Here is a 20536-nt window from a genome sequence, read left to right as displayed (position 1 = left end):
TCCATGCAGCAGATTTTTCGCGGTCTCGATCCCCAAAATTATGTGCAGCATCCGCTTCATTCCTCCGAAAGAATGTGGCCGGAGACCAATTGCTATATTGATTTATGGATCGAGGTGCTGGCCTCGAAAGGCTTATCCCCGGAAGCCATGTTCGGTTTCACCCTGACGCAGGACTTCGAAGGCGACCAGTTCACCTTCTTCAAGGTGCCGCTGGAAGACCTCGAAGCCCTTTATGGCGTTCGCGCCACCGAGCTTGCGATCTTCGATAAGGTGGAAAACCACATCGAGGCGCAGCTGGAACGCGGCCGCATCTGTCTGATCGAGATGGACAGTTTCTATATGCCCGATACCCATGGGGTGGGCTACCGCAAGGAACACGGCAAGACCACGATCGCCATCAACCGGCTCGATCTCGAAAAGCGGGAACTCGACTATTTCCACAATGCCGGCTTCTTCCATCTCTCCGGCGAGGACTTTGACGGGCTTTTCCAGCATCATCTGGCTGAAACCGACCCGCCTTTCCTGCCCTATACGGAATTTGCGAAATTCGCGGACGGCAATCCTTCGCCGGCGCATGTTCGCAAGACCGCCGAGCGGCTCCTGAAGTTTCATTTTTCCCGGCGGCCATCCTTCAACCCGGTCCAGGCCTTTGCAAAGGTGTTTCCGGCACAGGTGGAAAAGGTTGCAGACCGGCCCTTCGGGTTTTTCCACAAATACGCGTTCAATACGCTGCGCCAGCTCGGTGCCAATTTCGAACTGGCGGCAAGCCACTTCGAATGGTTGGACGCGGATAGTTTTTCTGAGGCAAAGAACCACGCGCTAAAAATCTCCGAGGTTGCCAAGACCGTGCAGTTCCAGCTTGCGCGCGCCGTCACCCGCCGCAAATTCGATGCGCTGGCCACCGTTCTCGATCCGGCCGCGGATGCATGGGATGGTCTGATGCAAAGCCTTGGCAAAAAACTGTCTGATGCCAGCGAGGCCGTGTGAGGACCTATCTTCCGGGTGAAAGCGAGGAATTGCTGAGCGAAGGCTGGACGCTGGCGCTGACGCCCGCCGATGCCTATGAAACGCCCTCCGATATTCCCGCCTCGCTCGAAAGCCTCCATGTCTCCGTTCCCGGAACCGTGGCGCAGGCTTTGGAAGCCGCTGAAAAGTTCGACCGCCTCGCTCCGACGCCCCTCAATGACAGGGACGCCTGGTACAGGCTGACGATGATTTCCGATGTCCGGGAGCGTGCCACCCTGCGCTTCGACGGTCTTTCCACCATCGCGGAGATCTTCTTCAACGGTGAGCTGATCGCGGCAAGCCAAAGCATGTTTGAAAGACTGGAAGTGCCTGTGGAACTGACGGGTGCGGATGAACTCGCGATCTGCTTCAGAGCGCTGGCACCCCGACTTGAAAAAACCGGTCCCCGCGCTCGCTGGCGGCCGCAAATGATGAATACGCAGGGGCTGCGGCTGATCCGCACCACTGCACTGGGTTATATGCCTGGATGGTGCCCGGAAATACACGTCGCCGGCCCATGGCGACCCATCAGCCTGATACGTCAGAACGGAATTCTCTGCACGCTGCAATCTTCGCTGGACGGGGCCGGAACGGGAACGGTCAGCATCGCGCTGCAAGGTAGCCGCCCGATAAAGTCGGCAAAGCTTGGCTGCGCCGGTTACAGCGCCGATCTTTCTCTCGACGAAGGCGGCACGCTTTCCGGCGAACTGCGCATAACTGATGTGGAGCAATGGTGGCCACACACGCATGGCAGGCCAACTCTGCATGACGTCGTTCTTGAGCTGGACGGCACGCAACATCGCCTTGCACGCACGGGCTTCCGGCAGGTCGAGATCGATCACGGCGAAGACGGTAAAGGTTTCGGCCTCAGGGTGAACGGTCAACCGGTGTTCTGCCGTGGCGCGGTCTGGACGACGGCCGACATCGTGCGCCTGCCGGGAACGAGGCCGGACTACGAGCCGTGGCTTCGAAAAGCAGCGGAAGCAGGCATGAACATGATCCGCATCGGCGGCACCATGACCTATGAGACCCCGGAATTCTTCGCACTTTGCGACGAACTCGGCATCATGGTCTGGCAGGACGCCATGCTCGCCAATTTCGATTATCCGGCAAGGGACGAGAGTCTGCGCCAGCACATCGTCACGGAAATCTCGCAGTTCCTTGAAGCCACCGCGCTTTCTCCATCGCTCGCCATTTTTTGCGGTGGCAGTGAAATGTACCAGCAGGGCGCGATGCTCGGCCTTCCGGAACAGATATGGAAGGGAACGCTGACCGAAGAGGTTCTGCCAGAACTTCTTGCCGACAAGCGGCCGGACGCGGCCTATGTCGCCAATTCCCCCTCCGGCGGCGCATTGCCCTTTTTTCCGAACACCGGGGTCGGCCATTATTACGGCGTCGGCGCCTATTGCCGTCCGCTGGAAGATGCGCGTCGCGCCGGTCTGCGCTTTGCCGCCGAGTGCCTGGCCTTCGCCAATGTTCCCGAACAGGAAACGCTTGACAGGTATCTACCCGGCGTGGCCGTGCACGATCCACGGTGGAAAGCGCGTGCACCGCGCGATCGCGGCGCCTCCTGGGATTTCGAGGATGTTCGCGATCACTATCTGAAGCTGCTTTACGATGTCGAACCGGACGTTCTGCGGCGAGAAGACGGCGGTCTTTATCTCGACATGTCCCGGGCCGCGACGGCCGAAGTCATGGAGGCGACTTTCGCCGAATGGCGGCGCAGCGGTTCATCCTGCCAGGGCGCTCTTGTCTGGACCCTGCAGGACCTCCTTCCCGGTGCAGGCTGGGGTATCATCGATGCCACCGGCAGGCCGAAATCCGTCTGGCATGCGCTGAAAAGGGCATTTCGCCCCGTCCAAGTCAATCTGCTCGACGAGGGCATGAACGGGTTGGACATTCAGCTGATCAACGAGACCGGCGACACCTTCGAGGGCATGCTCGAACTCACCTGCCTGCGCGACGGCGCCCAGCCCGTCGTTCATGCCAAGCGGTCGATCACGCTGTCATCGCGACAGAGCCAGACGATTGCCGCGACTGATCTGTTCGGGGCGTTTTTCGATACGACCTACACTTACCGTTTCGGCCCGCCGTCCCATGATGTCACGGTGGCCCGGCTTCGCGACGTTGCGACCGGACAAGTCATTGCTGATGCATTCCATTTTCCGCTCGGCCGGAAAAAGGCGCTGCAGGCGGCAAACCTCCAGGTCGCCATCAGCCAAAACAACGATATCTGGTCGCTTGAGATCGGCACTGACCGTCTGGCGCAGTCTGTCCATGTTGCCGCAGAAGGTTACCGCGCTTCGGAAAACTGGTTCCACCTTGCTCCCGGCGAGAGCAGAAAGATCGGCCTTGTGCCGGAGACCGCAGGATCTCAGACGCCTCCTTCCGGTGACGCGGTGTCATTGGGGTCCAGGCGGCGATTTTCCTTTTAGGGCCACGCGCGTCACGGTCTCCATATAGGTTCTCTTCGCCTTAGGCGTGGAGAGGTTGTGGTCGGCATCGGGGATGATGGTCAGCGACACATTTCGATAGGCGGACAGCCCCTGCCCGTCGGCGTCGAAATAATAGCGGAAATGCTCCAGACCATCATCATTGTCGCTGTAAAGCAGATTGACGGCAGTCCCTTTTGCTTTCAGCAGATCGAAAGCGCGGTATACGGCCCGTCCTTCCTCGCTGCCACGGCGGAACAGCCTCGCGGTTTTTGTCGAAAGCTTCTTCATCGTCGCCTTGACGATATTCAATCCGGCACTGACAACATCCACATCGCCGCTGATGAGACGCTTGAACGTGGCGCCCTGACGAAAGCGCTGACTGTATTCCCCAAAGGAACGGGGCCGCTTGTGCAACGCCTCATCGACCGAACGGCCTTTCCGCCAGTGGAAGACAACCGGGTTCACGGCAACCACCGCTTCAATCCTGTCATCGACAAGCGCGCCGTTGAAGGCGAGGTATGCGCCGCTACATCGGCCCGCCGCGATGAACGGACCATTGCTGCCCCGTTCGAGGAAATCGAGCGCGGCGGACACATCGTCATTCTGCGCGGCATCGTAAAGAACCTGATCCGGCACGCCTTTGACCGGCGGACTATCGGCAATGTTGGCCGCATCGAAACGGAGGGAAGCGACACCCTCCCGGGCAAGCGCCCGGGCGATCTGCACCGAAAGCCTGCCCCAGCCCGCGTGCCGGTCATAGGCCGCCCCGAGCAGCAGAACCGAGGAGACCGCACGCCGGTCGTGCGGTGTGCAGGAAACGCCAAAAAGTCGCCCGCCCTCACCAAACTGCACCGGCTGTTCGAAAAAACCCTGACCGCGCTGCGCCGCGTTGATGACGAAATCAGCCGGGCAGGCCGCGGAGCCTGAGGCCTGTGTCTGAGAAGAGACCCAGCCCACCAGCCGGCTCACCACATTTTCCGATATTTTCGACAGCGTGGGACTGGAAACGAGATCGTCATAGCCCGAAAATTCGGCCTCCTCCACCTCACCGCCGATTGCGGTGAGGTGTGTGGCGAAATCACCGTCCGTGACGCGGCCCGGCCTCGACAGAACGAGAATGCGGCGAGCCGGAGCGGCATCGAGATTCGAAAGATTGATCTTCTTGACGGTATCGGCCACACCGGCTGGCATCGCCATGCCGGCGATTGCACCTGCCTGTGGCATGCGTTGGCTGGCAAGCAGGCCAAGTCCATCGTCGATCATCGAAGACCACATCGCCAGTTCGCGCAGATAGGCACGTCCTGAGACGACGGGTGCCAGAAACGCCATGGAACTGGCGGCTCCGGCAAGCGCCTCGGCAGCGATCGGGCAACCGAGGCTCTGGGCGATGACGACCACGCCCGAGCATCCGGAGAGGCGCCTGAGATAGTTCAGCGCCGCCCGCGTATCGGAAAGCCAGTCCGCCACGCGGCCCGCATCTTCCGGATCAAGTGCATCTCCGGTGCCAAGATAGTCAAACCGCAGGCTGGCGACCCCGCAAGCCGCAAGCCGTTCGGCCAGAACCCTTTGGAACTTGCGGCTGCAAAGCTCCTCCATGCCCCACGGACTGACAAAAAGAACGGCGTGTTCCTGCCGCAAGTCCTGGCGTGCCGGATGAAAAATACCCGCAAGCCCGTCAAAGGAAACCGGACGGGCGATCGTGCCGTCCGCCGCGATGCCGGAAAGCAATAATGTATCGAGGGAAGAATTGCTGCTTGTATGCTCTGAAATATCTATTGCCATAGACCTTGCCACCATTGCGCCAGCGTCGGGCTCAACCATTACGGGATCACTATACCGAAGTGTCTTAATGCCTGTTCTACAATAAAAACAATAACATTAGAGAATCCTAAAAATACCATGTCGTCTGGATCGACGAAAACGCATGCGATGCAGACAGAATGGCTTCGCGTGGCGACAGGTCGCGTTTGAGCCGCTATTTTTCTCGAAACCGCTTGAATATGCTGATAAATAGCGAGTCACATACCTATTTGCAGGAGGAGGTTGCGCCACCCGGCCGCCGGATCATCTAGACACCGCGCAAACCAACACGCCGGGCCCGCCCCGACAGGTCATAGAAGTTTTATATGGAACAAAGCCTTACGCGTTACATCTGGTCGCATACCAAGCGGCAGCAGCTTTTCATCCTGCTGATCGTCGCCCTGTCCATGATCCCGTATTTCCTCGCCTTCGACCTGCCCAAGCAGATCGTCAACGGCCCCATTCAGGGAGACGGCTTCGAAGGAGCGAATGCAACCCAGCTCTTTATGCATCTCACGGTCGATATCCCCTATTGGGGCACCGTGACCCTGTTCCCGGGGCTTGAGCTCAACCGCATGTCGATGCTGATGGCGCTCAGCCTGACGTTCCTTGCGCTTGTTATCATCAATGGGCTCTTCAAATATTACATCAATACCTACAAGGGCCGGCTTGGCGAACGGCTTCTGCGGCGTATTCGCTTCGAACTTATCGACAAGATCCTGAGGTTTCCGCCCAGCCATTTCAAACGGGTGAAGGGCGCTGAAATCTCCAGCATGGTGAAGGACGAGGTAGAGCCGCTCGGCGGTTTTACCGGCGACGCCTTCGTGCAGCCGGCCCTTCTCGGCGGCCAGGCGCTCTCCGCCCTCTTCTTCATTCTCGTGCAGAACTTCTGGCTTGGCCTGATCGCGGCCTTCATGGCAGCAATTCAGGTCGGCATCATTCCCAAGATGCGCCGCCGCCTCATCGAACTCGGCCGTCAGCGGCAGCTGAGTGCACGCCAGCTCGCCGGACGTATCGGTGAAATGGTCGACGGCATCGGCACGATTCATGCCTATGACACGTCCAATTACGAGCGTGCGGATGCTTCGCATCGCCTCGGCGACATCTTCAAGATTCGCTACGATCTCTACCAGTGGAAGTTTCTGGTCAAATTCATCAACAACTTCCTTGCCCAGCTGACCCCCTTCTTCTTTTATGCGCTGGGCGGATATCTGACCCTGAAGGGCAGCCTCGATGTGGGGCAGCTGGTCGCCGTCATCAACGCCTATAAGGAACTGCCAGGTCCGCTGAAGGAGCTGATCGACTGGGATCAGGCCCGGCAGGATGTGCAGGTAAAGTACGAGCAGGTCTTCGAACAGTTCGATGCGCCGAACATGATCGACGAGAAGGTGCAGAAACTTTCTCCCGGTGCCGTCGCAGCCATCAGCGCACCGCTCGTCGTCGCCAATCTGACGCTCGAAGACGATAGCGGCAGCCGGCTTCTGGAACAGGCATCCCTCAAGATCGAGCCGGGTGAGGTTATCGCCATCGTCGGTGGTGCGGGAGGCGAGGCACTGGCGGATGCGATAGGCCGCACGCTCTGGCCGAGCTCAGGCAAGATCAGCATCAACGACGTCGACATTCTGGAATTGCCGGAATCGCTGACGGGACGGCGCATCTCCTACGTGTCCTCGGACAGCTATTTCTTCCATGCCAGCCTGAAGGACAACCTGCTATACGGTCTCAAACACGCGCCGCTTGCAGAGAAAAACTATGAGGGCGCGGCGCTGGACCATCGCAAATGGGAAATCCGTGAAGCGAAGATGGCCGGCAATCCGCTGATCGACATCAACAGCGAATGGATCGATTATGCTTCGAGTCCGGCAGGCGATGGCAAACCGGAAAATCTCATACAGGCCATTCTAGCTGTTCTCGACAGTGTGGAACTGTCGCAGGATATTCTGGAATTCGCCCTGCGATCGTCGATCGACCCGTTGACAGACCTGCATCTCGCCGCCCGGATCGTTGAATTGCGACATGTCCTGCGCGCCGAGCTGGAAAAGGAAAATCTGAGCGGCCTGATCGCGCCTTTCGAGCTGGAGAGCTACAATAGCGAGGCGACGGTCGGCGAAAACCTGCTTTTCGGCACCATGCGGGACTCGTCCCAGTCAATCAGGACGGTCATCGAAAGCGACTATTTCCGCTCTTTGATGCGCGAGACCGGCCTGGTAAAAACCCTGTTCGAAATGGGCTACACGATCGCCGAGAACATCGTGGAAATCTTCGCCGATCTGCCGGGGGATCACCCCTTCTTCCAGCAGCTCACCTTCATGACGCCTGACGATATTCCGGTCTATCAGCAGATGCTGCAACGCCTTCAGGGCCGGAATTTCGACGAGGCCAATGAAAGCGAAAAACGCGCAATGCTGCGGCTGAGCTTCTTCTATATCGAGCCCCGCCAGCGTTTCGGCCTGCTGACGCCGGAAATCATGAACCGCATCGTCGAGGTCCGGCACATGTTCCACGAGAAGCTGCCCGACAGTCTGAAAAACGTGATCGAAATCTACGATCCGACCAAATACATGAGCGCCACCAGTCTTCTGGATAATATCCTCTTTGGCAAGGTAAGCCACCGCTACACCGATGCTTCAAGGCGTATCACCCGCATCGTTGCTGACGTCATGCGCAAGCAGGGCGTTTACGAACGGGTGCTGGCAGTGGGTCTGGATTTCAATCTGGGTGCAGGCGGCAAACGGCTAGGCCCGCTACAGCGCCAGAAGCTTAATCTGGCACGGGCGCTGATCCGGAAATCCGACATTTACGTCTTCAACCGCCCGCTTCCGGGCCTCGACCCGAGACAGCAGGAAGAAATTGTTGAACGGGTCATCACACTCCTGAAACAGAACAACAATAACCCCTCGATCATATGGGTTCTGTCGAATGCGCACCTCTCGCGCATGTTCGAGAGGGTCATCGTTGTTCATCAGGGGCTGATCACCGCTGACGGAAGTTACGAGACTCTGGTCGAGGAAAACGGTACATTCAAGGAGATGGTCGCGACATAATTCCAAGAATGTGACCGAGGTGGAACAATCACAGGGTAAGGCAATGCTGTTCAAAGACGAAATTCAGATGCTGAAAAGGGTGCCGTTTTTTTCCGAAATGGAACCCTCCAAGTTGAAACTGCTCGCATTCGCATCGGACCGCGTTTCCTATCACGCCGGCGACGTGCTGTTCCGGCAGGGTGACGTCGGCGACGCGGCCTATGTGCTGCTGACCGGAAAGGTGGATGTTCTTGTCGATTCTCCCTCTGGCACTTTGAAAGTGGCGGAAATGACGGGAAACGCCATCGTCGGGGAAATCGCAATTCTCTGCGACAGCGTCAGAACCGCCACCGTCCGCGCCTCCACCAATGTGGAAGCTCTTCGGATCGGCAAGGAACAATTCTTCAAGCTGATGTCCGATTTCCCCGATATCACTATCAAGGTCATGCGCGTTCTGGCCGAACGTCTCACCCAGACGACGGCTGAACTCAGCAAAGCCAGGACAAACGCCAGAACATAAGCGGCAATTCTATGCTCCCCCGGCGGTCGATATTGGAAAAATAAATGTCGTACTATTGCAATATAAATGAAATGCTGACTGAATAAGGGGTAAAGGCATCCGCCCGAAAAGGGCGGGAAATAAGATCTATAGAGACAACGGGCTTCATGGGAGGAAAGCGTGCAAGATTCCGTTGTCATTGGGGTGTGTCATGGCGTTCAATTCCGACACTGCGGGTCGGGAAAGTAACAGAAATTTTCGGGTGAAGATCTGGGGGGCGCGGGGAACGCTTCCTGTTTCAGGTGAAAACTTCCGAAAATACGGTGGGAATACCATCTGCATCGAGGTTCGATGCGGCGACCATGTTCTTTTGTTCGATGCGGGGTCGGGACTTCATCCCGCAGGCATGGCGCTTCGGGCGGAAGGGGTTACCGACGTCGATCTTTTCTTTTCCCATTGCCACTACGACCACATTGTCGGTTTTCCCTATTTCAAGCCATTCTATAATAGCTGCAATGACGTCTCGATTTGGTCGGGTCATCTCGCGGGCACCATGACGACACGGGAAATGCTCAAGGACTTCATGAGCCCGCCCTGGTTTCCCGTGCCGCTGGAAATTTGCTGCGCAAAAATCGACACGCGGGATTTCATGCCCGGTGATACCCTAGACGTCCATCCGGGCCTCTCGATCCGAACCGGCATGCTGAACCATCCTGGCAACGCCGTCGGATACCGGCTGGACTGGGAGGGAAAGTCCCTCGCCATCATCACCGATACCGAACACGAGCCCGGCGGCATCGACGAAACTGTGCTTGATCTCATCCGGGATACCGATCTTTTCCTTTATGACGCCATGTTTACCGATGACGAGATGGGCCTTTATCGCGGCTATGGCCATTCGTCCTGGCAGCAGGCGATCCGCCTCGCCCAGTTGGCCGATGCGAAAAATGTCGGTTTCATCCATCATGCCCCAAGCCGCAGCGACGAAGAGCTGGACATGATCGAAAAACAGGCGAAAGCCCTGTTCAGCGGCGCATTCGCAGCCATGGACGGTCAGGTCATCGAAATCTGATAGCCGCCGTCATGGTGTTTTTGACTTCGCGTGACTATTTGACCGGAAATCTGAAGAGGCCTCACCAGTCATTGGTGGCTTCGGGTACTTAAACACGCATAATTGACCATCGCCGCTCGTTTGCTCCACGATATTGCCACGAGATGTCATGCACTAAAGACGCGACGATCGACCGACTGATGATTCTGGGCCGAACGACCTCACGATGGGATTTGCATGATCCGTTTCTTTTCGGAAACCAGTTTGAGACGCGCCCGGATTTTATCCGGCCTGATTATATTTGCCTTTGTCTTTTCGCATCTTTTCAATCATTCCCTTGCGCTCATTTCCATCGACACCGCCGAACGGGCACGAAAATGGTTCAGCCTCATCTGGCTCAACCCTGTTAGCAGCCTGCTTTTCTACGGCTCGGTCCTGGTGCATGTCAGCCTGGTCCTGCGCTCGCTTTACCAACGTCGAACGTTGCGCATGCCGCTTCGTGAAGCGCTTCAGGTCATCTTCGGCCTGTCGATCCCCTTCCTCATTTTGAGCCATGCAGTGAATATCCGCGTGTCGCACATGCTCTACGGCATCGACATCGGTTATTATACCGTCGTCCGCCGGCTCTGGATCAACAATCCCATGGGAGGCGCGTGGCAAAGTCTCGCCCTGATCGTCATCTGGATACACGGATGTATCGGCCTCTATTTCTGGCTGCGTTATCGCGACTGGTACCCGAAAATCGCCGGCATCTTCATGACCATAGCTGTGATGCTGCCGCTTCTGGCGCTGCTGGGCTTCAGCGATGCCGGCCGTTGGCTCGAGGAAGTCGACCGCAAATATGCGCTTCCTCCGGGACTGGGCGACACGATCGTTCAGAGAGACGAACTTCCGCTGCAGCGGGAGATGGAAACACGAATCCGGTTTATCACCGGGACGACAGAGGCGATTTTTGCCGGCGCGGTGATGCTGGTCTTCGCGATGCGCGGTGTAAGAAGCTGGCGACAGCGGTTGACGGCCATCGAAATCCGCTACGAACATGGTGCGCAGGCGCGCGTGCCGGCGGGACTCAGCATTCTGGAAGCCAGCCGTCTGGCAGGCATCCCGCATTATTCCGTATGCGGCGGTAAAGGACGATGTTCGACCTGCCGGGTGAGAGTCATGGAAAGCAAGGGGCCGCTCCCTCCACCCGGAGACATCGAGCAAACCACATTAAGACGCATCCATGCCGATTCGGATGTGCGGCTCGGCTGCCAGCTGCGTCCCACGCATGATCTCGGCGTTGCCCTTCTGGTTTCACCGCCCCAGCACAGTGACCTGCCGGCGGACGCCCAGCCGGCCCGGCCGGGCCGGGAAGAGGAGATCGCCATTCTCTTCTGCGATCTGCGCAATTTCACGACTTTGTCGGAAGCGAAGCTGCCCTACGATGTCGTCTTTCTCCTGAACCGCTATTTCACCATCGTCGGCCAGGCCGTCGAACAGGCGGGGGGCCATCTCGACAAATTTATCGGTGACGGCGCCATGGCGCTTTTTGGACTAGGCGACGACAGCCAGCACGCCTGTCGCAATGCCATGAAGGCGGCAGCAATCATATTGCGCGATATTGCGATCCTGAACGAAGGGCTGGAGAAACAATTCGCCGTGCGTCTTGAGGTGGTGGTTGGCATTCACGCAGGTCCGAGCATCGTCGGGGTCATGGGATATGGGGCTGCCAAAACGCTGACGGCCATTGGCGATACCGTCAACGTGGCGAGCAGGCTTGAATCCAAAGCCAAGGAATTTGGCGCCGCAATCGTGGTCTCCGAACCGGCCATCATACAGGCGGGACAAGATATTGCCGATCTCAGAAGCGAACAGGTCGCCATTCGCGGTCGAAACTCGCAAATGAAGGTGTTTCTACTCTCGGAGGAAGAGAGCGAACGCTACTTGTGACAGGACCCGGAAGTTTGCGGCCGGACCGATCTTTTATATCTTGCGATAGAGAAAATAACGGTCTGTCGGCACGCTCTCCGGAACCGGCAACGGTTTCAGCAGGGGATGATCGAGAGGCAGACCGCTGACAGCGACGCCGCCTTTCGCCAGCATGCCGGCGGCGAGATCGGGCAACCATGTCAATGTGATCGCATCTTTTTCCGGATAGCCCGTGCCGATATCGGCATGCACCATTGCCGCTTCCGCACCGACGAATGCGGGAGCGGTCTGCGATATCTCGCCGATCACCAGGTCTTCGTCTGCCGGAACGGACGAAGCATGGGCACCCATGGCCCTGTCAAACGCAATGATCCTGCGCCCCGGAAACAGTTCCCGCAGATGATTGAAAGTTCGCCCGTTTCCAAGGCCGATTTCCATGAGCGCACCCTCATGCGGCATATCAAGATTGGCGGCGACATGATTGAGAATGTCACGCTGCGCGGTCAACCGGCGAATGAAACTGTCCAGTCTGCTCATGATCCGTCCGTTATCAGGCCTTGATGATGTGTCTTGCGGAAATGCCCCGGCGCGCGAAGGCGTTTCGCGTGTCGATGATCAGCGGAGCCCATTCGGCAAGGGCGGCATAGTCCACATTGTCATGGTCGGTCGCAACCAGAACGGCATCGAAAGCGCTGATGGACTGCCTGTCCCATGAGACGGACTTCATGCCCATCAGGTGGCTGTATTCCCGTGTCTTCGGGATTTCGGCCACATGCGGATCAAAATAGGCCGCTTCGCCACCGCGCTCCTGAACAAGCTCGATGAGCTTCAATGAAGGGCTTTCACGAATATCGGGCACATTTTTCTTGTAAGCGAGACCGACGACCAGCACCTTCGAGCGGCTGAGCGCCTTGCCGGAATGGATGTCGAGCGCTTCCGCAACCCGCCCCACAACGTGGCGCGGCATGCCGGTGTTGATTTCACCTGCAAGCTCGATGAACCGCGTTGGCAATTCATATTCGCGAGATTTCCAGGTGAGATAGAAAGGGTCGATCGGTATGCAGTGACCGCCAAGACCGGGGCCGGGATAAAATGGCATGAAACCGAACGGCTTGGTTTTTGCCGCATCGACGACTTCCCATATATCGATACCCATGGCCTCGTAGACGACCTTAAGTTCGTTGACGAGCGCAATATTGACGGCGCGGAAGACATTTTCGGTGATCTTCACGGCCTCCGCCGTCGCATTGGTCGAGACCGGAACGATTTTCTTGACCACCGATCCGTAAAAAGCCGCCATCAGCTGCCCAGCGGCCTCGCCGTCACCCGCAACGACCTTCGGAATGGTCGACGTCTCAAAGTCCCGGTTGCCGGGATCTTCCCGCTCGGGGGAAAAGCCGATGAAGAAATCGATACCTGAGACGAGACCGGTGCTCTCCAGAATGGTTTTCACAATCCCATCGGTAGTGCCGGGATAGGTGGTGGATTCCAGCACCACAAGCTGCCCCTTGCGCAGATGCGCGGCAATGTCGTGACAGGTCTTCTCGACATAGGAAAGGTCTGGCTCGCGATACTTCGTCAGCGGCGTCGGTACGCAGATGGCGATCACGTCACACTCGGCCAATCTGGAGAAGTCGCATGTCGCAACAAAGCCGTCATTTTGCCTGGCTCCTGCGAGCACGGCATCCGAAACCGCCTCGATATAGCTCTGACCCGCATCTATCGCAGTAATTTTACCGGGGTCGATGTCGAAACCGACAACCTTGAAACCAGCTCTGGCGATCGTCATGGCAAGCGGCAGGCCCACATAGCCGAGGCCGATCACGCCCGCTTTGGCGCTCTTGTTCTCGATGCTGGAAAGCAGGGCTTGGGAAATGTCTGGAGAAGTCAAAGCGTGTCACGCTCCGCGCATGTGCAAAAGATGTCTTTCAGTTGGGCAAGAATGGCGAGGCTGTCAAGGCTCCGCGTCTTCAAATTCCGGTTGACGCCAGAGGCACGACCAACGCAAAACCATCCGCATGAAGATCGCCTTTTATTCGCCGCTCAAAGCACCCAACCACCCCGTTCCTTCCGGCGACCGGTTGATGGCCCGCCTGTTGATGCAGGCGATGGCAATGGGTAGCCATGAGGTTTTTGTCGCGTCCGAGCTGCGAAGCTTCCTGAGACAGCCGGATGATCCCGAGCGGTCGTCCCTCGCCGACCGGGCCAAACGTGAAATAGAGACTATTGCGGAACGCTGGCGGTGGGACGGCGCACCGGACCTGTGGTTTTGTTATCACCCTTACTACAAGGCTCCGGACCTGCTCGGACCGGAACTGACCAGCCGTTTCAATATATCCTACGTCACCGCCGAAGCATCCTATGCGCCAAAGCGCAACGCCATGGGCTGGCAGGCAGTGCAGGACGGGTTGTTGTCGTCGTTGAACGAAGCTGCAGTCAATATCTGCTTCACCGAACGGGATCGCGAAGGGCTCGTACAGGCCTCTCCTGGGCTTCAATGGGCGATGCTTCCGCCTTTCATCGACCCCGCGCCCTTTTTCAAGGTTGTTCCCCAGCCGAAACGGACACGGCTCATCACCGTCGCCATGATGAGGGCGGGCGATAAACTCGAGAGCTATTGCGCCCTGTCGAGCGCTCTCGCCCTGCTGCCACAAGACCTAGACTGGACACTTGAGATCGTTGGCGACGGTCCGGAACGCGAGGCAGTGCAAGCCATGTTCAGCGGCTTCCCTGAAAATCGCCTCGTCTGGCACGGGCAAAAAGCCGCAGACGAGATCGCAGCGCTTCTCTCGAAAGCTGCCATTTATGTCTGGCCGGGTCACGGCGAGGCCTACGGCCTTGCCTATCTGGAAGCACAGGCAGCCGGCCTGCCCGTCATCGCCGAAAAAGTGGCGGGCGTTCCCGAAGTCGTAAAATCTGGCGCCACCGGATTACTGACACCTGAAAATGATAGTGCCGCTTATGCCGATGCGATCAAGGCCTTGCTTTACGACGACAGGCGGCGACAGGAACTGGCAAAAGCAGCCCGCCGGTTCGTCATGCATGAACGGTCTCTGGAAAATGCCGCAACCAAGCTGAACGATATTTTGATGCAAGCAAAGGCGCGAAGATCATGAGTATCGAAAAACTCGTCGCAGCACTGGACGAATGCGGACGTCGCGGCATTTCGGCCGATCTGTGGCTCAGGGACGACGATGCAGTGGACCCGACGGGGGCACTCGATACCCTGCTTGATCTTTGCGAAAGTTTCTCGGTTCCGGTCACCCTCGCGGTCATTCCCGAAACGACGACCCGCAGGCTCGCGCAGCATCTGGATGCCTCGGACATTGCCCAGGTGGCGGTTCACGGCTGGTCGCATAGCAATTATGCCGGCGATGGACAAAAGAAACAGGAGCTTGGCCTCCACCGGGAACTTCCCCTCGTTCTCGACGAGCTGCAGTCCGGGCTGGAAAAACTCTACGATCTGCATGGACCGCGTGTCGTGCCCATGCTGGTGCCCCCGTGGAACCGCATCGACGCCCATATAGTGAGGGAACTGACAGGGCTTGGATATCGGGCCCTCTCCGTTTTCGGTCCGGAGAAGGACACAGCGCCGCCATGTCTGAATACGCACGTGGACGTGATCGATTGGCATGGCAGCCGCGGCGGCCGTGACCACGATGTCCTGTTTGCCGAGACGGCGGCCCGCATCCTGCGCGCTACCGAGGAAGGCGGCACAATCGGCATCCTTACCCATCATCTCGTGCATGATGACACCGTCTGGCATTTCCTCCGGCGGCTTTTCGAGGTGACCGCACGGCACCGCGCAGCACGCTGGTGCTCCTCTAAAGACCTCGTCGAAGCAATCTCACCATGATTTCCAGGCGATCAGCAGCCCGCCGGCATCCTTGGCCAGATCCCGCCTGATCGCATCAACCGTATCAAACGGCGTTCGGTCTGGAACGGATGCCGCGACAAACGCTGCCGGTGCAAGGCTGATGCTTCCCTGCCGGGCAATGACGGTGAAAATCAACGGGCCGGTGGACCACCACGCCGGCGCGCGCGGCATTTCTTCGAGAATGTCGGGAAAGGCGGCCAGCATCTTGCGAAAGACCGGATGCGCAGCTGGAGCGGCAATGAAGGAATTAGCGAGAAGCATACTTCCCTGTCCGGTATTCCGCGGCGTTTTTTCATCAAACGCCGTGAGACCCGCAAGGGGAAGGAGTGAATCGAAACTCACGTCGTCGCGCGCCGGATACCAGTCGCAGTCGAGATAGATGCCGCCGAACCGCTCGAGCAGGATGTAGCGGGCGACGTCAACAGCACCCGGATAGTCGCCCTCGCTCAGCATCCTGTTAAAGACGCTATTCGCAAAAACCCCTTCCCGCTCAAGATCGGCTTCCCGCCAAAGGCGATAATCGTAGCCGTGCTTCAGCGCATGGGCAGCCCAGGCCTCGACCGACATGGGCGGCGATTTCTCGCCAATCCATATCTGATGAATGAGCCTCGGCACATCCTCCCGGCTTTTGAGGTTTATTGTGCGGCGTTCTTCCACGGAAAATCGCGCATATTTTTCCAGCACCTGCGGGGGTGGCACCAGCGTATACTGATAACCGATCCTTGCGACCATATCGCCTTCGGCCTTGGCAAGACGCAGCCGTGCGGCATGCAGCCGGCGCGGCAGGCCGAGCACCGTCTGCTCTCCCATCACATGCCCGTCCTCTGCTGCAACCAGCGATAAGAGAAGCGCGTTCGCCTCAGCATATTGGCCGTCATTCTGCAACTGACGCGCATCGTTCAGCTTGGCGTCGTAATATTTCTTGTCGGACATGGATCCTCGTTCGAAAGCTCCTGTCAGCATATTACGAAACAAGAGCGGTGGGGCAAGTCGCAGCATTTCGGAAGCCGGCTTCAAATTTGCTAAAGAATTCGATGTTTCAGAAGGATAGACAGACAACAAACCCTGCGATAACGTTGCTTTAAGCCCTCCCGAGCAATTGTCACAAGGCAACGATAAAGAGGCGGCAAGGAACCCTTTGGCATGAGCGCAGGCGCAGATTTGCTCCGTATCGAAAATCTGCAGGTCTCGTTTTCTCTCATGGGTGGAACGATCGATGCAGTCAGGGGGGCGAGCCTCCGCATTCTTCCGGGAAAAGTAACCGCATTGGTCGGTGAATCCGGCTCCGGAAAATCCGTCATTGGCCAGACGATCATGGGCATCCATCCCAAGACCGCTCGTGTGAATGGCCGCGTGCTGTTCACCGATCCGGAAAACACTGCGGGCGGTCCCGTCGATCTTTTGCAATTGCCCAAAGACGGCCGCGAAATCCGCGCTATCCGTGGCAACCGCATCGGGCTGATCTTTCAGGAGCCGATGACCTCTTTTTCGCCGCTGCACACCATCGGCAACCAGATTGACGAGGCGCTCAGAATCCACAGCATCCTTTCGCCGGCGGAACGTGCGGAAAAAATGTATGAGACACTCGATCTCGTCGGGTTTTCGAACCCGAAGAAGGTCGTGAACATGTATCCTTTCGAGCTTTCAGGCGGCATGCGCCAGCGCGCCATGATCGCCATGGCGCTGATCTGTCGTCCCGCGCTTCTGATCGCCGACGAACCCACGACAGCGCTTGATGTGACCATTCAGGCGCAAATCCTCAAGCTGCTGCGTGACCTGCAGAGCAGGCTGAATATGAGCATGCTGCTCATCACCCATGACCTCGGCGTGGTGGCGAACATTGCAGATGAGGTTGCCGTGATCTATCAGGGCGAGATCATGGAAGCCGGCACGGTCGATGATATCTTCAAATCGCCAGCCCATCCTTATCTCAAGGGTTTGATGGCAGCCGTTCCGCATTTCGACATGAAGCCGGGCGAGAGGCTGAAGGCGCTACGCGAAATCAACGTCGACCATGAAAGCCTGGTGGGCAAGAAGACCGCGACGGTCAACAAAACCCCTGGTCCGCTTTTGACCGTGGACAATATCAGCAAGACGTTCACGACGCGCAAATCGAGCTGGTTCCGCAAAGGTGACGCCAGCGCAACCAAAGCGGTAAACAGCGTCAGCTTTGAGATCCGTCGTGGAGAATGTCTGGGACTGGTCGGCGAAAGCGGCAGCGGCAAGACAACCGTCAGCAAAATCCTCATGCGCGCCGTTCGCCCGGATCAGGGTTCCGTCACCTTCCACCGTCCGCAGGGCGATATCGATGTCCTCAACGCCCGGGACGATGACCTGAAAGAGCTCCGGTCGAAGATACAGATGGTCTTTCAGGACCCGATATCCTCGCTATCGCCGCGCATGACCGTGGGAAACATCCTGAGCGAGCCGCTGGAAATCCACGGTCGGGGTGATGCGAAATATCGCTCCGAAAAAGTGCGCAACCTCGTCAGGGCCATCGGGCTTGGGGAAAGCGCGCTGAACCGTTATCCGCACAGTTTTTCGGGCGGGCAAAGACAACGTATCGGCATTGCAAGAGCCCTCGCACTTGGCCCGGAACTGCTGATCTGCGACGAACCCGTCTCCGCTCTCGATGTTTCCGTGCAGGCGCAAATTCTCAATCTGCTGAAAGATTTGCAGCAGGATCTCGGGCTTACCTACCTCTTCATCTCGCATAATCTTGCGGTGGTGGATTATATGGCCGATCGCGTGGCGGTCATGTGCGAGGGCCGCATCGTGGAGCTGGCGCCACGGGAAATCCTGATGCGCGCTCCGGTGCATCCCTATACGAAATCCCTGCTGGCCGCCGTGCCTTTCCCCGATCTCGACCGTCCGCTCGATTTCCGCACCATCGGCAAGATCAGCGCGACGGGCAAATTTGACTGGGGCAAACAGTTCCGCGACGAGGGGGACGGCGAGATGGTATCGGCCGATCTTGGGGAAGGCCATTTCGTACTTTCGAACGGCAATGCCGACATGCGGGAGCTTCGCCCTTGATCACGCGTCGCACCGCTCTTGCCCTCTTGGCCTCTGTCTTTGTGCCGGCTTATGCGCGCGCCTCCTATACCGACCCCACCTATTTCAAGGAAAAACGCGAAAAGGGCGAATTGCCCGACATCACCGAGCGCCTGCCGAAAAACCCGCGCGTCATCGACATGAAGGCACTTGGCCGAGAGCCGGGGAAACATGGCGGCTCGGTACGTATGCTCATTGGCGGCCAGCGCGACATTCGCCTGATGCCGATCAGCAGCTATGCCCGCCTTGTCGGTTACGACGAAAAATTCGAGCTTCATCCGGATATTCTGGAAAGCTACGACGTACAGGAAGAACGCATCTTCACCTTCAGGCTGCGCGAAGGCCATAAGTGGTCCGATGGCAGTGATTTCACGTCAGAGGATTTCCGCTATTTCTGGGAAGATGTTGCGCTCAATAAGGAAATCCACAAGGGCGGTCCGCCGATCGAGCTGCTGGTCAATGGCAAACCGCCCCAGATCGAGGTCGTTGACCGGCTGACCGTGCGATACACCTGGGACGGCCCCAATCCGGATTTTCTGGCGAAACTGGCGGCCGCCTCGCCGGCGCGGCTGTTCTTGCCTGCCGCCTATATGAAACAGTTCCACATCAAATATCAGACGGCGGAAAAGCTCGCCAAGCTGATCAAGAAAAACAAGACAGACGACTGGAGCGGGCTGCATATCAAGATGTCGCGGCAGGTGCGCCCCGAAAATCCGGATCTGCCAACGCTCGATGCCTGGCGTAACACCACCGCGCCGCCGGCCGAACAGTTCGTGTTCGAACGCAACCCCTATTATCATCGCGTCGATGAAAACGGCCTGCAACTGCCCTATCTCGACCGCTTCCTGCTCAACGTCACCTCGTCGGATATCATCTCGGCCAAGACGGCGTCGGGCGATAGCGACCTGCAATATTTCGGCCTCGATTTCGCTGATTACACTTTCCTGAAGGATGCCGAAAAGCGCTTTCCCCTGAAAGTTAATCTCTACAAGCGCTCCCAGGGCTCGCGCATCGCGCTGCTGCCAAATCTCAATTGCGCCGACCCGGTCTGGCGCAGCGCTTTCCAGGATGTGCGTGTGCGCCGCGCGCTCTCGCTCGCGATCAACCGGCACGAAATCAACATGGTCTGTTTTTACGGGCTCGCGAAGGAAAGCGCAGATACCGTACTGCCGGAAAGCCCGCTTTACCGGCAGGAATTTGCGGACGCCTGGAGCGCTTTCGACCGCGCAACGGCCAACAGGCTGCTCGATGAAGCGGGTCTCGACAAGCGCGACAATGCCGGCCTTCGGCTCCTGCCTGATGGTCGACCCGCCTATATCATTGTCGAGACGACAGGCGAAAGCACGCTCGAAACAGACGTGATGGAGCTGGTGACGGATCACTGGCGACATATCGGCATTGCCGTTTCTGTCCGCCCCACCCAGCGCGATGTTTTCCGCAAGCGCGCCATGGGCGGAGAAGTACTGATGTCGGTGTGGATGGGTATGGACAATGGCGTGCCAACGGCCGACATGCTGCCTTCCGGCCTTGCCCCCACCGGTGACGACCAATTGCAATGGCCGGTCTGGGGGATTCACTATCTATCCGGCGGCCGTGAAGGCAAAGAGCCCGATCTGCCGGAAGCGGCCCATTTGCTTGATCTTCTGAAAAAATGGCGTCGAAGCGTCACCGAGGAAGAACGTCAGGCAATCTGGCTGGAAATGCTTGGCGTCTATACGCAGCAGGTATTTTCCATCGGCATCGTCAACGGCGCGCTGCAGCCCGTCGTCCATGTCAAGCGCATGCGGAACGTGCCGGAAAAGGCGCTTTTCGGTTATGAACCCACTTCCTATCTCGGCGTCTACATGCCGGATAGCTTCTGGTACGACGGAGACGCCTGAT

14 protein-coding genes are annotated in these 20536 nt (G+C 58.0%); 10 read left to right on the top strand and 4 right to left on the bottom strand.

Annotated elements, in window-relative coordinates:
* The first annotated feature begins 3 nt into the window (after positions 1-3).
* Positions 4-987 (top strand): DUF1839 family protein, encoded by a 984-nt coding sequence (locus tag K7A42_RS11240; RefSeq protein WP_282455170.1) that lies wholly within the window; start codon positions 4-6, stop codon positions 985-987.
* Positions 984-3440 carry a glycoside hydrolase family 2 protein gene (locus tag K7A42_RS11235; protein WP_282455169.1) on the top strand — a complete coding sequence of 819 codons (2457 nt, stop codon included), beginning with the start codon at positions 984-986 and terminating at the stop codon, positions 3438-3440. Before K7A42_RS11240 ends, K7A42_RS11235 begins: the two co-directional genes overlap by 4 nt.
* On the opposite strand, the gene K7A42_RS11230 is transcribed toward K7A42_RS11235, so the two are convergent.
* Entirely contained in the window at positions 3408-5222 is a 1815-nt protein-coding gene (locus K7A42_RS11230) for a serine aminopeptidase domain-containing protein (protein ID WP_282455168.1), read from the bottom strand. The two genes, K7A42_RS11235 and K7A42_RS11230, sit on opposite strands and share 33 nt — an antisense overlap.
* Positions 5223-5566: 344 nt before the next feature.
* Here K7A42_RS11230 and K7A42_RS11225 point away from each other — a divergent pair, with 344 nt between their 5' ends.
* The 4 genes from K7A42_RS11225 to K7A42_RS11210 all read left to right on the top strand — a co-directional run bounded on the left by K7A42_RS11225 (position 5567) and on the right by K7A42_RS11210 (position 11745).
* The gene (locus K7A42_RS11225; protein WP_006699101.1) at positions 5567-8284 is read left to right on the top strand and encodes an ABC transporter ATP-binding protein; all 2718 of its coding nucleotides are present in this window, start codon (positions 5567-5569) and stop codon (positions 8282-8284) included.
* Positions 8285-8327: 43 nt separating this feature from the next.
* Entirely contained in the window at positions 8328-8783 is a 456-nt protein-coding gene (locus K7A42_RS11220; protein ID WP_004443676.1) for a cyclic nucleotide-binding domain-containing protein, read from the top strand.
* 190 nt (positions 8784-8973) lie between these two features.
* Positions 8974-9834, top strand: a complete 861-nt coding sequence (locus tag K7A42_RS11215; RefSeq protein ID WP_004443679.1) for an MBL fold metallo-hydrolase — start codon at positions 8974-8976, stop codon at positions 9832-9834.
* 216 nt (positions 9835-10050) lie between these two features.
* Positions 10051-11745, top strand: coding sequence for an adenylate/guanylate cyclase domain-containing protein (locus K7A42_RS11210; protein ID WP_060942424.1), 1695 nt, complete (start codon positions 10051-10053; stop codon positions 11743-11745).
* 33 nt (positions 11746-11778) lie between these two features.
* On the opposite strand, the gene K7A42_RS11205 is transcribed toward K7A42_RS11210, so the two are convergent.
* Both K7A42_RS11205 and K7A42_RS11200 read right to left on the bottom strand, forming a co-directional pair.
* On the bottom strand, positions 11779-12261 hold the full coding sequence (locus K7A42_RS11205; protein ID WP_004443681.1) for a class I SAM-dependent methyltransferase: 483 nt from the start codon (positions 12259-12261) through the stop codon (positions 11779-11781).
* Positions 12262-12274: 13 nt separating this feature from the next.
* Positions 12275-13615: a nucleotide sugar dehydrogenase gene (locus K7A42_RS11200; RefSeq protein WP_282455167.1), complete on the bottom strand. Its 1341-nt coding sequence runs from the start codon at positions 13613-13615 to the stop codon at positions 12275-12277.
* Positions 13616-13742: 127 nt separating this feature from the next.
* On the opposite strand from K7A42_RS11200, the gene K7A42_RS11195 reads away from it, so the two are divergent.
* Positions 13743-14840 (top strand): glycosyltransferase family 4 protein, encoded by a 1098-nt coding sequence (locus tag K7A42_RS11195; protein WP_282455166.1) that lies wholly within the window; start codon positions 13743-13745, stop codon positions 14838-14840.
* Positions 14837-15580, top strand: a complete 744-nt coding sequence (locus tag K7A42_RS11190) for a polysaccharide deacetylase family protein (protein WP_282455165.1) — start codon at positions 14837-14839, stop codon at positions 15578-15580. The genes K7A42_RS11195 and K7A42_RS11190 overlap by 4 nt, the downstream gene beginning before the upstream one ends.
* On the opposite strand, the gene K7A42_RS11185 is transcribed toward K7A42_RS11190, so the two are convergent.
* Positions 15572-16534 carry a glycosyltransferase family 32 protein gene (locus K7A42_RS11185; protein ID WP_282455164.1) on the bottom strand — a complete coding sequence of 321 codons (963 nt, stop codon included), beginning with the start codon at positions 16532-16534 and terminating at the stop codon, positions 15572-15574. The genes K7A42_RS11190 and K7A42_RS11185 overlap by 9 nt on opposite strands.
* 210 nt (positions 16535-16744) lie before the next feature.
* Between K7A42_RS11185 and K7A42_RS11180 the strand changes: the two genes are divergently transcribed.
* A complete protein-coding gene (locus K7A42_RS11180) occupies positions 16745-18637 on the top strand; it encodes an ABC transporter ATP-binding protein (protein ID WP_282455163.1) in 1893 nt (630 codons plus the stop codon).
* A complete protein-coding gene (locus tag K7A42_RS11175; protein ID WP_282455162.1) occupies positions 18634-20535 on the top strand; it encodes an ABC transporter substrate-binding protein in 1902 nt (633 codons plus the stop codon). The genes K7A42_RS11180 and K7A42_RS11175 overlap by 4 nt, the downstream gene beginning before the upstream one ends.
* Position 20536: the final 1 nt, after the last annotated feature.

Origin of the sequence: Agrobacterium sp. InxBP2, from assembly GCF_026191755.1 — a bacterium.
Lineage (GTDB): Bacteria > Pseudomonadota > Alphaproteobacteria > Rhizobiales > Rhizobiaceae > Agrobacterium > Agrobacterium pusense.
The sequence above is the reverse complement of the archived record's forward strand: the minus strand, read 5'-3'. Positions and strand labels throughout refer to the sequence as shown.

Bases quoted from the DNA above. Each gene is read 5' to 3' on its own strand.
- K7A42_RS11240 (WP_282455170.1), top strand. From the start codon at position 4: ATGCAGCAGATTTTTCGCGGTCTCGATCCCCAAAATTATGTGCAGCAT.
- K7A42_RS11230 (WP_282455168.1), bottom strand. From the start codon at position 5,222: ATGGCAATAGATATTTCAGAGCATACAAGCAGCAATTCTTCCCTCGAT.
- K7A42_RS11225 (WP_006699101.1), top strand. From the start codon at position 5,567: ATGGAACAAAGCCTTACGCGTTACATCTGGTCGCATACCAAGCGGCAG.
- K7A42_RS11220 (WP_004443676.1), top strand. From the start codon at position 8,328: ATGCTGTTCAAAGACGAAATTCAGATGCTGAAAAGGGTGCCGTTTTTT.
- K7A42_RS11215 (WP_004443679.1), top strand. From the start codon at position 8,974: ATGGCGTTCAATTCCGACACTGCGGGTCGGGAAAGTAACAGAAATTTT.
- K7A42_RS11210 (WP_060942424.1), top strand. From the start codon at position 10,051: ATGATCCGTTTCTTTTCGGAAACCAGTTTGAGACGCGCCCGGATTTTA.
- K7A42_RS11205 (WP_004443681.1), bottom strand. From the start codon at position 12,261: ATGAGCAGACTGGACAGTTTCATTCGCCGGTTGACCGCGCAGCGTGAC.
- K7A42_RS11195 (WP_282455166.1), top strand. From the start codon at position 13,743: ATGAAGATCGCCTTTTATTCGCCGCTCAAAGCACCCAACCACCCCGTT.
- K7A42_RS11190 (WP_282455165.1), top strand. From the start codon at position 14,837: ATGAGTATCGAAAAACTCGTCGCAGCACTGGACGAATGCGGACGTCGC.
- K7A42_RS11185 (WP_282455164.1), bottom strand. From the start codon at position 16,534: ATGTCCGACAAGAAATATTACGACGCCAAGCTGAACGATGCGCGTCAG.
- K7A42_RS11180 (WP_282455163.1), top strand. From the start codon at position 16,745: ATGAGCGCAGGCGCAGATTTGCTCCGTATCGAAAATCTGCAGGTCTCG.